The organism is Mesorhizobium sophorae (assembly GCF_002270415.1).
GTDB lineage: Bacteria > Pseudomonadota > Alphaproteobacteria > Rhizobiales > Rhizobiaceae > Mesorhizobium > Mesorhizobium sophorae.
In genome coordinates, this window is sequence record NZ_NNRI01000007.1 from 767,794 (window position 1) to 781,076 (window position 13,283).

Genomic DNA, 13,283 nt, shown 5'->3' on the forward strand with positions numbered 1-13,283 from the left:
GAAGCGGACTATCTCACATCGACCCAGCGCTTTTCGTCGAACGAGCGCGCCATCGCATGCACGGTGCGCTCGATCTCCAGCCCTTCGGCGAACTCAATGATCCGCGCCGGCTTGCCGGCCAGCCGCGTCAACAGTTCGTGGCACTCTATGATCTTGAGATCGTTGAAGCCGAGGCCATGGCCGGGCGCCGGCAGGAAGGCGTCGTAGGGCTTGTGGTGCGGCGCCACCAGAATGGTGCGATAACCCTGCTCGGTCGGACGATCGGCGGTGAGGTAGAGCTGGAGTTCGTTCATCCGCTCCTGGTCGAACAGGATCGATCCCTTCGAGCCGAATATCTGGATGGCGATGCGACCCTTGCGGCCCCAGGCCGAGCGGTTGACCAGCAGCGTGCCGGCAATGCCGTTTTCCAGATGCATCAGCACGCTGGCGATGTCGTAGGTCTCGACGGCGCGGCGGCCGCCGGCGGCGAGCTTGCGGTCGGCATAGGGCTTGGCCATGTCGCAGATGACGCTCGCGACGCGGCCGAACAGGGCGGAGACCAGCGACAGCGGATGCACGGCGAAATCGTCGAGCGCGCCATATCCGGAAGCCGCTTCGTGCTTCCAGAAGAACAGCGCCTCCGGGTCGGCCATGAAGTCCTCGTCCATCTCGATGCGCAGATGGTTCACCTCGCCGATGACCTTCTCGTCGAGAAGCGCGCCGATGTGGCGGATGGCCGGGCTCTGGATGTAGTTGTAGCCGAGGGCGGCGACCTTGCCCGACTTCTTCGCCGCCGCCGCCATGGCTTCGGCCTCGGCGAAGCTCGGCGCCATAGGCTTTTCGCACCACAGATGCTTGCCGGCCTCGAGGATGGCGACGGCCATCTCCGGATGGAACTGGTTGGGCGTGGTCAGCGAGACGATATCGACATCCGGGTCGTTGACGACGGCGCGCCAGTCGCCGGATGCCTTGGCGAAGCCGAACTCACCGGCCTTACGCTCGGCGAGGTCCTCATTGACCTCGCCGAGATGGACGAGCCGGGGTTTGGGCACATCGGGAAAGACGGCGCCGACGGCACTCCATGCGATGGCGTGACACTTGCCCATGAAACCCGTGCCGATGAGACCGACGCCGACCATTTTCGATTTCTCCACTGCCTGAAGCGTTGGATGGATGAATTAGTCCATTTTCTCTTGGAATGGAATGTCTGCCTCATTTTTTATGGCGTTCTTGCGCAGGCTCGCTATGATGGGGCAGAGAGGGTACCCATAGATGAGCCTGGACAGAGCGACGATGGACGAACGGGTACCTCGCGACTTCGAGACGCTGCGCGCCACCATCCTGGACCGGCGCGAAAGCCTGCCCAAGCGCATCGCCCAGATCGCCGCCTACGCGCTCGACAATCCCGACGACATCGCCTTCGGCACCGCCGCCAGCATCGCCGCTTCGGCCGGCGTGCAGCCGTCGACCCTGATCCGCTTTGCCCAGCAGCTTGGCTTCGACGGTTTCACCAGCCTGCAGCAGGTGTTTCGCGAGCGGCTGCGCGAGCGCAACTCGTCCTATGACGAACGCCTGCAGGCGTTGCGTGCCAAGGCCGAGGGCGCCGCCGGTCACCGGGCGATCTTCGACGGCTTCGTCGCCGCCGCCAGCACCTCGCTCAATGACATTTCGCGCACGCTGGACGACGCGCATCTGGAAGACGCGATTTCCCTGCTGGCGAAGGCGGAGACCATCTACGTGCTGGCCAAGCGCCGCTCCTATCCGGTGGCGTCCTACATCGCCTATGCGCTTGGCAAGCTGAAGATCCGCAACCAGCTGATCGAATCGGCCGCCGGGCTGAACGCCGAGATGATCGCATTCGCCACGCCGGCGGACGCCGTCATCGCCATCAGCTTCTCGCCCTACGCGCCGGCCACTATCGAGGAGGCGCGCAGCATTTCGGAACAGGGCGTGCCCATCGTTGCCATCACCGACAGCTCGTTTTCGCCGCTTGCCCAGTTCGCCAGCATCTGGTTCGAGGTGGCCGAGGCCGATTTCGCCGGCTTCCGCTCGCTGTCGGCGACGATGGCGCTGGCCATGGCGCTGACCGTCGGCGTCGGCGAAAAACGGCGCAGCACGGGCCGCAGGCGCAAGGCCTAGCAGGCACCCCAAAGACAATTTTAGACCGGGGAATGCTCATTCCATATTGACTATAGATTGGAATTATTATTTCATATTCCTGGCGCCACGCTGCCGCTCGCGCGTGTACCCCAAAACAACAAGGCCGATGGGAGGTTCCAATGAGCGAAGCCGTGGACGCGAAACAGGCGCCGCTCGACGTCATCACTATCGGTCGCGCTTCCGTCGACCTTTACGGCCAGCAGATCGGCTCGCGGCTGGAGGACATCACCTCGTTCGCCAAGTCGGTCGGCGGCTGCCCGGCCAACATCTCGGTCGGCACGGCGAGGCTCGGCCTGCGCTCGGCCTTGCTCACCCGCGTCGGCGACGAGCAGATGGGCCGCTTCATCCGCGAACAGCTGACGCGCGAAGGCGTCTGCGTCGACGGACTGAAGACCGACAAGGAGCGGCTGACCGCATTGGTGCTGCTGTCGGTCGAGGATGAAGGCGTGTCGCCGATGATCTTCTACCGCTCAGACTGCGCCGACATGGCGCTGGCGCCGGAAGACATCGACGAGGCCTTCATCGCCTCGGCGCGATCCATCGTCGTCACCGGCACGCATTTTTCCCGTCCCAACAGCGATGCCGCCCAGCGCAAGGCAATCCGCATCATCAAGGCCAAGGGCGGCAAGGTGGTGTTCGACATCGACTATCGGCCGAACCTCTGGGGTCTGGCCGGCCATGCCGAAGGGTTCGAGCGTTATGTGAAATCAGACAGGGTCTCGGCCCAGTTGAAGACGGTACTGCCCGATTGCGACCTGATCGTCGGCACCGAAGAAGAGATCATGATCGCGTCGGGTGCCGATCATTGCCTGAGCGCCTTGAAGACGATCCGCTCGCTGTCCGGAGCGACCATCGTTCTGAAGCGGGGCGCCATGGGCTGCATCGTCTATGACGGGCCGATCAGCGACGATCTCGAGGACGGCGTCGTCGGCAAGGGCTTTCCGATCGAGATCTACAATGTGCTCGGCGCCGGTGACGCTTTCATGTCCGGCTTCCTGCGCGGCTGGCTGGGCGGCGAAGACCATGCGACGGCGGCGACCTGGGCCAATGCTTGCGGCGCCTTCGCCGTGTCGCGCCTGCTGTGCGCGCCGGAATATCCGACCTTCGAGGAGTTACAGTTCTTCCTCAAGAACGGCAGCAAGCATCTCGCCTTGCGCAAGGACGAGGCTATCAATCACATCCATTGGGCTACCACCCGTCGCCGCGATGTTCCCTCGCTGATGGCGCTCGCCTGCGATCATCGCGTGCAGCTCGAGGATGTGGCGGCGAAGGCCGGTGCCGATCCCGCACGCATCCGCGATTTCAAGGTTCTGGCGGTCAAGGCGGCGGCGAAGGTCGCCGCCGGCCGTGACGGCTACGGCATGCTGATCGACGAGAAGCATGGCCGTGAGGCGATGTTCGAATTCGCCCGCCATCCCTTCGCCTGGCTCGGGCGGCCCGTCGAATTGCCGGGATCGCGCCCTCTACGCTTCGAGTTCTCGCAGGACATCGGCTCGCAGCTCGTCGAATGGCCGGTCGATCACTGCATCAAGTGCCTGTGCTTCTATCATCCTGACGATCCAGCGGCGCTCAAGGAAGAGCAGCAGCAGAAGCTGCGCGCGCTGTTCGAGGCCGCACGCAAGGTCGGTAGGGAATTGCTGGTCGAGATCATCGCCGGAAAACACGGCAAGCTCGACGACACGACGATCCCGCGCGCGCTGGAGGAACTCTATGCGCTCGGTATCAAGCCCGACTGGTGGAAGCTCGAACCACAGGCTTCGGCAGCGGCGTGGGCAAAGATCGAAGCGGTGATCCTGAAGCATGATCCATGGTGCCGGGGCGTCGTGCTGCTTGGCCTGGAAGCGCCGCAGGACGAGCTGGAAGCGGCTTTTGCCGCAACCGCCAAGGCGCCCATCGTCAAGGGGTTTGCCGTCGGCCGCACCATCTTCGTCCACGCGGCCGAACAATGGCTGGCCGGCAAGATGTCGGATGACGAGGCGATCGCCGACATGGCCTCGCGCTTCGAACAGTTGACCGAAGCGTGGCTTGCCGCGCGCGGCCGCAAAGCAGCATAAGAAGGCGCGGCATAGGACTGCGGAGGAAAACACCATGAGCAAGACAATCCGCCTGACGATGGCGCAGGCGCTGACCCGCTTTCTCAGCAGGCAGATGACCGAGATCGACGGCAAGAAAGTCCCGATCTTCGGCGGTGTCTGGGCGATCTTTGGCCATGGCAATGTCGCCGGCATCGGCGAAGCGCTCTATCAGGTGCGCGACGACCTGGCGACCTTCCGCGCCCACAACGAACAGGCGATGGCGCATGCGGCGATCGCCTATGCCAAGGCCAATTTCCGCCGCCGCTTCATGGCGGCGACCTCGTCGATCGGCCCCGGCGCGCTCAACATGGTGACGGCTGCGGCACTGGCCCACGTCAACCGGCTGCCGGTGCTTTTTCTGCCCGGCGATGTCTTCGCCAACCGCATTCCCGATCCGGTGCTGCAGCAGGCCGAGGATTTCTCCGACGGCACGGCGACGGTCAATGACTGCTTCCGTCCGGTGTCGCGGTATTTCGACCGCATCACGCGACCGGAACAGATCATCCCGGCGCTCGGCCGCGCCATGCAGGTGCTGACCGATCCGGCCGATTGCGGCCCAGTGACGCTGTCGCTTTGCCAGGACGTGCAGGCCGAGGCCTATGACTATCCCGAGAGCTTCTTTGCCGAGCGCGTCTGGCACCAGCGCCGGCCGCGGCCGGACCGCCACGAGCTTGCCGCGGCGGTGGCAACACTCAAGGGGGCGAAGAAGCCGCTGGTGATCGCCGGCGGCGGTGTGCTGTATTCGCAGGCTTCGGACGAACTGGGGAAATTCGTGCAGGGCGCCGGCATCCCGGTCTGCGAGACGCAAGGCGGAAAATCCTCCCTGCCGGACAATCATCCGCTCAACATGGCGGCGGTCGGCGTCACCGGCACCTCGGCCGCCAACCGGCTGGCGGAGGAAGCCGATGTCGTGCTGGCCATCGGCACGCGGCTGCAGGATTTCACCACCGGCTCGTGGGCGCTGTTCAAGAACTCCGGCAAGACCATCATCGGCTTGAACGTGCAGCCCTTCGACGCCGGCAAGCACCGGGCGCTGCCGCTGGTCGCTGATGCGGCTGAGGGGCTGGCCGAACTCGGCGCGGCGCTGAAGGACTGGAAAGCGCCGGCAGGCTGGACCGACAATGCGGTGGCCGGCAAGAAGGCCTGGCAGGTCGAGGCGGCCAAGGTGACGGCGTCGACCAACGCCGCCTATCCTTCCGACGCTCAGGTCATCGGCGCCGTGCAGCGCGCGATGGGCTCTGGCGTAACCCTGCTGCATGCCGCCGGCGGCCTGCCCGGCGAACTGCACAAGCTGTGGCAAGCTGGCGCGCCCGGCTCCTACCACGCCGAATACGGCTTTTCGACCATGGGCTACGAGATTGCCGGCGGGCTTGGCACCAAGATGGCGAAGCCGGACGAGGAGATCGTCGTCATGATCGGCGACGGCTCCTATCTGATGCTGAATTCCGAGATCGCCACCTCGGTGATGCTCGGCCTCAAGCTGACCGTCGTGCTGCTCGACAACCGCGGCTATGGCTGCATCAACCGGCTGCAGATGGCGACCGGCGGCGCCAACTTCAACAATCTCCTGAAGGACTCGCGCCACGAAATCCTGCCCGATATCGACTTCGCCGCGCATGCGGCGAGCATGGGGGCGATTGCCGAGAAAGTGCCGTCGATCGCCGGGCTGGAAAACGCCCTGGAAAAGGCAAGGAAGAACAACCGCACCACCGTGCTGGTCATCGACACCGACCCGCTGGTTTCGACCGATGCCGGCGGCCATTGGTGGGATGTTGCGGTGCCGGAGGTCTCGGCGCGTGCCCAGGTGAACGCGGCGCGCAAGGCCTATGACGAAAAACGGCAGATGCAGACCATTGGCGATTGATGCCAACGCCGGCAAATCCCACCTTTCCCTTCGCGGGGAGGGTGGGCACGAACTGAAAACTGGAGTGACGACTTGAAAGCCAAACTGGGCATGTCCCCCATTGCGTGGTGGAACGACGATCTTGCGGAACTCAGCGATGATGTGTCGCTGGAAGAGTGTTTGCGCCAGTCGCGCTCGGCCGGTTTCACCGGCATGGAGATGGGCCGGCGGTTTCCCAACGATCCCGATGTCATGCTGCCGATCCTGAAGGCGGCCGACGTGACGCTTTGCGGCGGCTGGTTCTCGGGCACACTGGTCGATGAGGACATGGGCAAGAACAAGGATCGCATCCAGCCGATGATCGATCTGTTCAAGGCGGTGAACGCGCCTTGTATCGTCTATGGCGAGGTCGGCCGCTCGATCCAAGGCGACCGCTCGAAGCCGCTCGCAACCAAGCCGAAGCTCTCCGACGACGAGATGAAGGTCTATGCGAAACGCCTCACCAAATTTGGCGAATGGTGCGCCGAACAGGGCATGCCGCTTTCCTATCACCATCACATGGCGGCGGTCGTCGAGACCGAACCGGAACTCGATGCCTTCATGAAGTATTCCGGAGCCGGCATACCGCTGCTGGTCGATGCGGGGCACCTGGCCTTTGCCGGCGGCGACGTCCTGCGCGCCATCGACAACCACTATGCGCGCATCAGCCATGTGCATGTGAAGGACGTGCGCATGGGCGTCATCGACAAGCTCGACCGCACCAAGCAATCTTTCCTCGACGCCGTGGCGCTCGGGGCCTTCACGGTGCCGGGTGACGGCTCGCTGGATTTCGGCGCCATCGTGCAGCGGTTCGCGGACCATGGCTACGAGGGCTGGTTCGTGGTCGAGGCCGAGCAAGATCCGAAGAAGAACCCGCCGCTCAAGATGGCTGAGGTGGGCCACAAGGAATTGATGCGGGTGATGACGGCGGCCGGCTATACGGTCGAGACGCAGGGCTTTCCCAATGCCTAGGGCTTTGCCAATGCCCGACGCGCTGGTTCTCGGCGAAGCCGGGTTGCTGTAGGTTGGCCGGATGAAAGATTCCGAGCATCCGTTTTTCCGGCCTTTGTGGCGGCGAGTCGCCGTCGTCGCGGTCTGCGTCATCTGGTCGATCATCGAATTCGCCACCGGCACGCCGTTCTGGGGCGTGATCGCGCTCGGCTTCGCCGGTTACGCCGTGTGGCAGTTCTTCTATCTCTACAAGCCGGCCGACGAGAGCAAGACAACGGCCGAGGCCGAACCGAAGGAGTAACCGGATGTCGAAACTGCTGGTGAAGGCCGACAAGGGCCATGGCCGCGTCGCCCATGTGACGCCGAAAACCGCCGGCTGGACCTATGTCGGTTTCGACCTGCATCGGCTGAAGCCCGGCGAGAGCGCTGCTGGAAAAACGGACGATCGCGAAGTCTGCCTGGTGTTCGTCACCGGCAAGGGCAAAGCGACAGCCGGCGGCAAGGACCTCGGCCTGCTCGGCGAGCGCATGTCGCCGTTCGAGGGCAAACCCTGGTCGGTCTACATACCCGAAGGGTCGGACTGGTCGGTTACGGCAGACACGGAGCTCGAACTCGCGGTCTGCTCGGCACCGGGCCTCGGCGGTGGCCTGCCGGTACGTGTGATCAGACCAGAGGATCTCGGCCAGGAGGTGCGCGGCAAGGGCACCAACACGCGCTATGTCACCAACGTCCTGCCGGAAGGCAAACCGGCCGATTCATTGCTGGTGGTCGAGGTCATCACGCCCGGCGGCCACACGTCGAGCTACCCGCCGCACAAGCACGACCAGGACAATCTGCCGGCCGAATCCTATCTCGAGGAAACCTATTACCATCGCCTCAACCCGCCGCAGGGCTTTGCCTTCCAGCGCGTCTACACCGACGCCGACAAGAACGGTCATCGCGCGCTGGACGAAGCCATGGCGATCGAGGATGGCGATGTCGTGCTGGTGCCCAAGGGCTATCATCCCTGCGCCGCCTGCCATGGCTACGACCTCTACTATCTCAACGTGATGGCCGGGCCGAAGCGGACGTGGAAATTCCACAACGCGCCCGAGCACGAATGGTTGATGAAGGCCTGACCGGTCGCACGTTTCGGGTGAAGCTGTTGGTCCAGCTTGGAAAAATCGTCGGCTAAGGACCTGCCGGGGCGATTTGCCTTCGAAAACCCTTCAAAGCTTCGTCAATCCGTCATGGAAATCGCCTATGGCAGCGGGGCCAGTGCATGTCGCCCAAAAGTGAGCAGCGGTTTTGGGATTACGACATGCGAAAAAACCAAGACTTAAAGCGCGTCGCAGCATTTCTTCAAACGCGGCGCGCTTTAACGAGGACTTCTTCCCATGCGCTACGCCATCTATTTCACTCCCCGGCAGGACGAGCCGCTGGCGCGGATCGCCGCCAACTGGCTGGGCCGCGACCCGTTCGGTGGCGCGACAAGGCCGGTGGAGACGGTGGCCGATCTGTCGGCGGCGGAAGTTGCCTTCCACACCGCTTCGGCGCGGCGCTACGGTTTTCACGCGACGCTGAAAGCCCCCTTCCGGCTGGCTGCCAACGAGACGGAGACCTCGCTGCGCGCGGCACTCGACCATTTTGCCGAGGCAACGCCGGTGGTGACGATCCCGCGCCTTGTCGTCAGCCAGATCGATAGCTTCTTTGCGCTGGTGCCGGAAGGACCGCTGCCTCCGCTCAACCGCTTTGCCGATGACGTGGTGCTCGGTTTCGACCGGTTTCGCGCACCGTTGACAGAGGCGGAGATCGAACGGCGCAGCCCGGACTCGCTGAAGCCGGCCCAATTCCGCAATCTGTGCCAGTGGGGCTATCCCTATGTCTTCGAGACCTTCCGCTTCCACATGACGCTGTCCGGCCGGGCGGGGCCACAGGAAAGCCCTCGTCTTCGTGCAGCAATCGACAGCCTGTTCGCGGAGGTGTTGCAACAGCCGGTGCTGGTGGATGCGTTGACGCTGTTTGTCGAAACCGAACCGGGCGCACCGTTCATGGTGCTCTCCCATCACGCGCTCGGGCGCCGCCCTGCCAGAAAAACCGCCTGAACAACCCAGCCGGAATAAACAAGGACTGCCTGAAATGACCGCCGAAACTGTTCTTACTAACGCGCGCATCGTGCTTGCCGACGAGATCGTCGAGGGTTCGCTGGTGCTGCGCGACGGCTTTATCGCCGGCATCGATGCCGGCACCGGCCACACCGGCGGGACCATGGCCGGCGAGGACATGGGCGGCGACTACATCATTCCCGGGCTGGTCGAACTCCACACCGACCATCTCGAAGGCCACTACGCGCCGCGGCCGAAGGTGCGCTGGAACCCGATCGCCGCCGTGCTCGCCCATGACGCGCAAGTGGCGACGGCCGGCATCACCACCGTGCTCGATGCCTTGCGCGTCGGCATGGACGAGGACGCCGACCTGACATCGGACGACATCCGCAAGCTGGCCGACGCGATCGAGGACAGTGTTCAGCAAGATCGTCTGCGGGCCGACCATTTCATCCATCTGCGCTGCGAGGTTTCGGCGCCGGACTGCCTTAAGGCCTTCGCCAATTTCGACGGCGACGAGCGGGTCAAGCTGGCATCGCTGATGGACCACGCGCCCGGGCAGCGCCAGTTCGTCAACCTCGAAACCTATGCCTATTACTACCAGCGCAAGCTGAAATTGACCGACCGCGACTTCAAGTTGTTCTGCGAAAAGCGGATGGCGGAATCGGCCCGGAATTCGGGACCGAACCGTGTCCATATCGCCGCCGCCTGCCACGAGCGCGGCATCGTTCTGGCAAGCCACGACGACGCCACGACAGGCCATGTCGACGAGGCGATCGAACAGGGCGTGCGCGTCGCCGAGTTCCCGACCACGGAGGAAGCCGCCAGGGCCTCGAAACAGGCCGGGCTCGGCGTCTTGATGGGTGCGCCCAACGTCATGCGCGGCGCTTCGCATTCGGGCAATGTTTCGGCCCGCACGCTGGCCGGCGACGGGCTGCTCGACATCTTGTCGTCCGACTACATTCCTTTTAGCCTGATCCAGTCGGCGTTCTTCCTCGGCGACGTTGTCGAAGGCATTTCGCTGCCGCAGGCGGTCGCCATGGTCTCGAAGAACCCGGCCGAAGCGGTCGGCCTGACCGACCGCGGCATCATCGAGCAGGGCCGTCGCGCCGATCTGGTGCGCGTGCGTGTCGACGACCATGTCCCGGTCGTGCGCACGGTCTGGCGGCAGGGACGCCGGGTCGCATGATGGTCTCGGCCTTGATCGAGCGCGAATTGTCCGCCGAGAGGTTTCCGATCCGCGACGGCGTCTTCGTCGCCGTCGTCGGACCGAGCGGCGCTGGCAAGGACACGGTGATCGGCTACGCCCGCGCCCGCTTTGCCGACGAGACCCGGCTGGAGTTCGTTCGCCGCGTCATCACCAGGCCGAGCGATGCCGCGAGCGAGGATCACGACACGCTGGCCGACGCGGCCTTCGTTGAAGCCGAAGCGGATGGCGCCTTCGCCATCTCCTGGGAGGCGCACGGCCTGCGTTATGGCATTCCGGCCGATGTCGACTGGTCGGTCGCCAATGGCCATGTTGCCGTCGCCAACGTGTCGCGCGCGATCATCCCGGTGCTGCGCGAGCGCTATGCTAATCTGGCCATCGTCGAGATCACCGCCTCGCCGGACGTGCTGGCCGAGCGGCTGGCGATGCGCGGCCGCGAGTCGCGCGGCGAAGTGCTGGCGCGGCTGGCGCGCAGCGCCAATGTGACCTTGTCCGGACCTGATGTCACCTCGATCGACAACAGCGGCCCGCGCGAGGCGGCCGGCGAACGCTTCGCCGAGGTGCTGCGCAAGGCGATGGCCTTCTCCGACATGTCGGGCCTGATCTAGATCGGTTCATCGTTTCACAGAAAAGCCGAACCGCTCTATCCCTCTTTGCTTGACGCAATTCCCTGAGGGAAAGCGCTATGCGCTATCCCCGGGAAAACCGTTTCACACTTTTTCCTGGAATTGCTCTCAAGCCGCCCTCCTCCAATTTCGATTTCGGGCATCGCCACGCCACGGCCGCCGATGCCACTCCGGCGGTTCGGCGCCGCTCGTCTGCGGACAGGCAACGCGTTCGCCCGCGCCTGACTGCACTTGTCACATCCTTGTAATAGACATTTCGGATGTTGTTGTTCGGTTGCAATCACTACAGCCGGACGAGCGAACCAACTCTCATGACAGATGACGCCTCCGAAGATCTCAAGATGACGGTCGATGCCCGTGTCCAGGCGGCGATCGAAAGCCTCCCACCCGCCGAGCAGCGCATGGCTCGGTTCTTCGTCGACCAGAAGCAGTCGGTGCTTCTGGGTTCGGCGGCCGAGATCGCCCAACTGGCCGGCACCAGCGACGCGACGGTCGTGCGGACGGCGCGTTCGCTTGGTTTTGAAAGTCTCTCCTCGCTTCGCCAGATGCTGCTGTCGGACCTGACCGGCACGCCATCCCCCGGCAAGCGCCTGGCGCGCACCTTAGAGGAGACCGGTGACGACGGCGCCGGGGCGTTGCGGCACGTGATCGAACTCCATGAGAGCGTGCTCGACGTGCTCAAGCGTCTGGAGATCGCGGCCGCCTTCGAGCGCAGCGTCGACATTCTGGCGCGAGCCAATCGCCGCCATGTCTTCGGCATCGGGCCGTCGGGCGCCATGGCCGATTATGCCAGCCTGCAATTCAACCGCATCGGCCTGCCGACCAGCGCGCTGTCGGTGTCGGGAATTGCGCTGGCCGACCGCTTGCTGTGGCTCGGCAAGGGCGATGCCGTGCTGATGATGGCCTACGCGCCGCTCTATCGCGAGGTCGAGATCGTCCTCGATCAGGCGATTCAACTTGACGTCCCCGTCGTGCTGATCAGCGACAGCCTGGCTCCGCTGGTATCCGGCAAGGTGGCGGAAACGCTGCCGGTTCCGCGCGGCAAGGCTGGCCATCTGGCCATGCATGGCGGCACGATCGTTCTCATCGAGGCAATGATCATCGGGCTGGCGAAGCGCAACAGCGAAGCCGCTTTTGACAGTCTTGAGCGGTTGAGCTCGCTGCGCGGCTCGATTGACAAGGCATGGATAAAACGAGGCGTTCGAAAGAATAATGCGAATAACTCGCGTAGTTGACACAAAACATTCAAGTTACATTAGTATGATATGATGGGACTTATTGTGCCCGTTACCAAATTACTGGAGAACGAGATGAAAATCCGCACGACATTCTGCTTTGCAATTGGCTTGAGCGCGCTTTCCATGGCAGCGCCTGCTTCGGCATCCGACCTGGTGCTTTACGACGCGCTCGATTTCGCCGGCCCGGTGGCAAAGGCCTTCCAGGCCAAGACGGGGCTTACCGTCGATGTCGTCGAGCCCGGCAGCACCGGCGAGACGTTGGGCAAGATCGCCGCGGAAGGCGACAACCCGCAATTTGACATCGTCTGGCTCGATGGCTCCGCCGTCATGGAGCGCATGGCGGCCGACCATGTGCTGCAGGCCGTTCCCGCCGCCGCCTACGACAAGGTGGCCTTCACGGATCTCGGCAAGTCGCTGATCCCGCAAAGCCACGCCTTCCTGCCGACCGGCACCAGCACCACCGCCATCGAGGTGAACACCAAGAAAGTGCCAGCCGGCAAGATGCCCAAGTCCTGGTCCGACCTGCAGTCCTTCGCCGGCAGCGTCGCGGCCAAGGATCCCAATCTGTCAGGTCCGGCCTACCAGTGGCTGGCCGGCTTCTTCCAGACCAACGGCCTCGATGCAGGCAAGATTCTGCTGGCCAAGACGCTGACCAACAAGACGCTGTCGGGCCTGTCGAGCGGCGGCAAGGTGAACAAGGCCGTGCTGACTGGCGATGCTTCCGTCGGCATCAACCAGGACAGCGCCATCTTTTCAAAGATTGCTGCCGGCGAACCCGTCGTCGCAGTCTATCCGAGCGAGGGTTCGGTATCGCTGCCGCAAGGCCTCGGCATCAGCGCCAAGACCAAGCACATGGACGCGGCGCAGAAATTCATCGATTTCGTCACCAGCGCCGAAGGCCAGGCCGCCATGCAAAATGGCGACGACACCGACTTCTTCTACATCCCGATCATCAAGGGCATAAACGCCAAGCCCGGCCGCGAAACCAATATCACCTACACGCATCTTGACGATGCCGCAGCCTCCGCCCACGAGACCGAGTGGAAGCAGTGGTACAAAGACAATTTCGTCCAGTGATCCG

12 protein-coding genes are annotated in these 13,283 nt (G+C 63.8%); 11 read left to right on the forward strand and 1 reads right to left on the reverse strand.

Features of this window, described 5'->3' with window-relative positions; translation table 11 throughout:
- Positions 1–8: 8 nt before the first annotated feature.
- Positions 9–1,118, reverse strand: a complete 1,110-nt coding sequence (locus CGZ66_RS08070; protein WP_095083270.1) for a Gfo/Idh/MocA family protein — start codon at positions 1,116–1,118, stop codon at positions 9–11.
- 154 nt (positions 1,119–1,272) lie between these two features.
- Here CGZ66_RS08070 and CGZ66_RS08075 point away from each other — a divergent pair, with 154 nt between their 5' ends.
- From CGZ66_RS08075 to CGZ66_RS08125, 11 genes are all read left to right on the forward strand, one after another.
- Positions 1,273–2,118: a MurR/RpiR family transcriptional regulator gene (locus CGZ66_RS08075; protein WP_167392076.1), complete on the forward strand. Its 846-nt coding sequence runs from the start codon at positions 1,273–1,275 to the stop codon at positions 2,116–2,118.
- A 140-nt stretch (positions 2,119–2,258) separates the two neighbouring features.
- The gene (locus tag CGZ66_RS08080; protein WP_095083274.1) at positions 2,259–4,193 is read left to right on the forward strand and encodes a bifunctional 5-dehydro-2-deoxygluconokinase/5-dehydro-2-deoxyphosphogluconate aldolase; all 1,935 of its coding nucleotides are present in this window, start codon (positions 2,259–2,261) and stop codon (positions 4,191–4,193) included.
- A 34-nt stretch (positions 4,194–4,227) separates the two neighbouring features.
- Positions 4,228–6,078, forward strand: a complete 1,851-nt coding sequence (gene iolD / locus CGZ66_RS08085; protein ID WP_095084321.1) for a 3D-(3,5/4)-trihydroxycyclohexane-1,2-dione acylhydrolase (decyclizing) — start codon at positions 4,228–4,230, stop codon at positions 6,076–6,078.
- 72 nt (positions 6,079–6,150) lie between these two features.
- Positions 6,151–7,068 carry a myo-inosose-2 dehydratase gene (iolE, locus tag CGZ66_RS08090; RefSeq protein ID WP_095083276.1) on the forward strand — a complete coding sequence of 306 codons (918 nt, stop codon included), beginning with the start codon at positions 6,151–6,153 and terminating at the stop codon, positions 7,066–7,068.
- A 61-nt stretch (positions 7,069–7,129) separates the two neighbouring features.
- Positions 7,130–7,348, forward strand: a complete 219-nt coding sequence (locus tag CGZ66_RS08095) for a hypothetical protein (protein ID WP_095083278.1) — start codon at positions 7,130–7,132, stop codon at positions 7,346–7,348.
- A 4-nt stretch (positions 7,349–7,352) separates the two neighbouring features.
- The gene (gene iolB / locus CGZ66_RS08100; protein WP_095083280.1) at positions 7,353–8,165 is read left to right on the forward strand and encodes a 5-deoxy-glucuronate isomerase; all 813 of its coding nucleotides are present in this window, start codon (positions 7,353–7,355) and stop codon (positions 8,163–8,165) included.
- Positions 8,166–8,423: 258 nt separating this feature from the next.
- The gene (locus CGZ66_RS08105; RefSeq protein WP_095083282.1) at positions 8,424–9,131 is read left to right on the forward strand and encodes a DUF1045 domain-containing protein; all 708 of its coding nucleotides are present in this window, start codon (positions 8,424–8,426) and stop codon (positions 9,129–9,131) included.
- Between the two features lie 34 nt (positions 9,132–9,165).
- On the forward strand, positions 9,166–10,320 hold the full coding sequence (locus CGZ66_RS08110; RefSeq protein ID WP_095083284.1) for an alpha-D-ribose 1-methylphosphonate 5-triphosphate diphosphatase: 1,155 nt from the start codon (positions 9,166–9,168) through the stop codon (positions 10,318–10,320).
- Positions 10,317–10,946 carry a phosphonate metabolism protein/1,5-bisphosphokinase (PRPP-forming) PhnN gene (gene phnN, locus CGZ66_RS08115; RefSeq protein WP_167392028.1) on the forward strand — a complete coding sequence of 210 codons (630 nt, stop codon included), beginning with the start codon at positions 10,317–10,319 and terminating at the stop codon, positions 10,944–10,946. The genes CGZ66_RS08110 and phnN overlap by 4 nt, the downstream gene beginning before the upstream one ends.
- Positions 10,947–11,275: 329 nt before the next feature.
- A complete protein-coding gene (locus tag CGZ66_RS08120) occupies positions 11,276–12,199 on the forward strand; it encodes a MurR/RpiR family transcriptional regulator (protein ID WP_095084323.1) in 924 nt (307 codons plus the stop codon).
- Positions 12,200–12,274: 75 nt separating this feature from the next.
- Positions 12,275–13,279 (forward strand): ABC transporter substrate-binding protein, encoded by a 1,005-nt coding sequence (locus tag CGZ66_RS08125; protein ID WP_167392029.1) that lies wholly within the window; start codon positions 12,275–12,277, stop codon positions 13,277–13,279.
- Positions 13,280–13,283: the final 4 nt, after the last annotated feature.

Bases quoted from the DNA above. Each gene is read 5' to 3' on its own strand.
- CGZ66_RS08070 (WP_095083270.1), bottom strand. From the start codon at position 1,118: ATGGTCGGCGTCGGTCTCATCGGCACGGGTTTCATGGGCAAGTGTCAC.
- CGZ66_RS08075 (WP_167392076.1), top strand. From the start codon at position 1,273: ATGGACGAACGGGTACCTCGCGACTTCGAGACGCTGCGCGCCACCATC.
- CGZ66_RS08080 (WP_095083274.1), top strand. From the start codon at position 2,259: ATGAGCGAAGCCGTGGACGCGAAACAGGCGCCGCTCGACGTCATCACT.
- iolD (WP_095084321.1), top strand. From the start codon at position 4,228: ATGAGCAAGACAATCCGCCTGACGATGGCGCAGGCGCTGACCCGCTTT.
- CGZ66_RS08095 (WP_095083278.1), top strand. From the start codon at position 7,130: ATGAAAGATTCCGAGCATCCGTTTTTCCGGCCTTTGTGGCGGCGAGTC.
- iolB (WP_095083280.1), top strand. From the start codon at position 7,353: ATGTCGAAACTGCTGGTGAAGGCCGACAAGGGCCATGGCCGCGTCGCC.
- CGZ66_RS08105 (WP_095083282.1), top strand. From the start codon at position 8,424: ATGCGCTACGCCATCTATTTCACTCCCCGGCAGGACGAGCCGCTGGCG.
- CGZ66_RS08110 (WP_095083284.1), top strand. From the start codon at position 9,166: ATGACCGCCGAAACTGTTCTTACTAACGCGCGCATCGTGCTTGCCGAC.
- phnN (WP_167392028.1), top strand. From the start codon at position 10,317: ATGATGGTCTCGGCCTTGATCGAGCGCGAATTGTCCGCCGAGAGGTTT.
- CGZ66_RS08120 (WP_095084323.1), top strand. From the start codon at position 11,276: ATGACAGATGACGCCTCCGAAGATCTCAAGATGACGGTCGATGCCCGT.
- CGZ66_RS08125 (WP_167392029.1), top strand. From the start codon at position 12,275: ATGAAAATCCGCACGACATTCTGCTTTGCAATTGGCTTGAGCGCGCTT.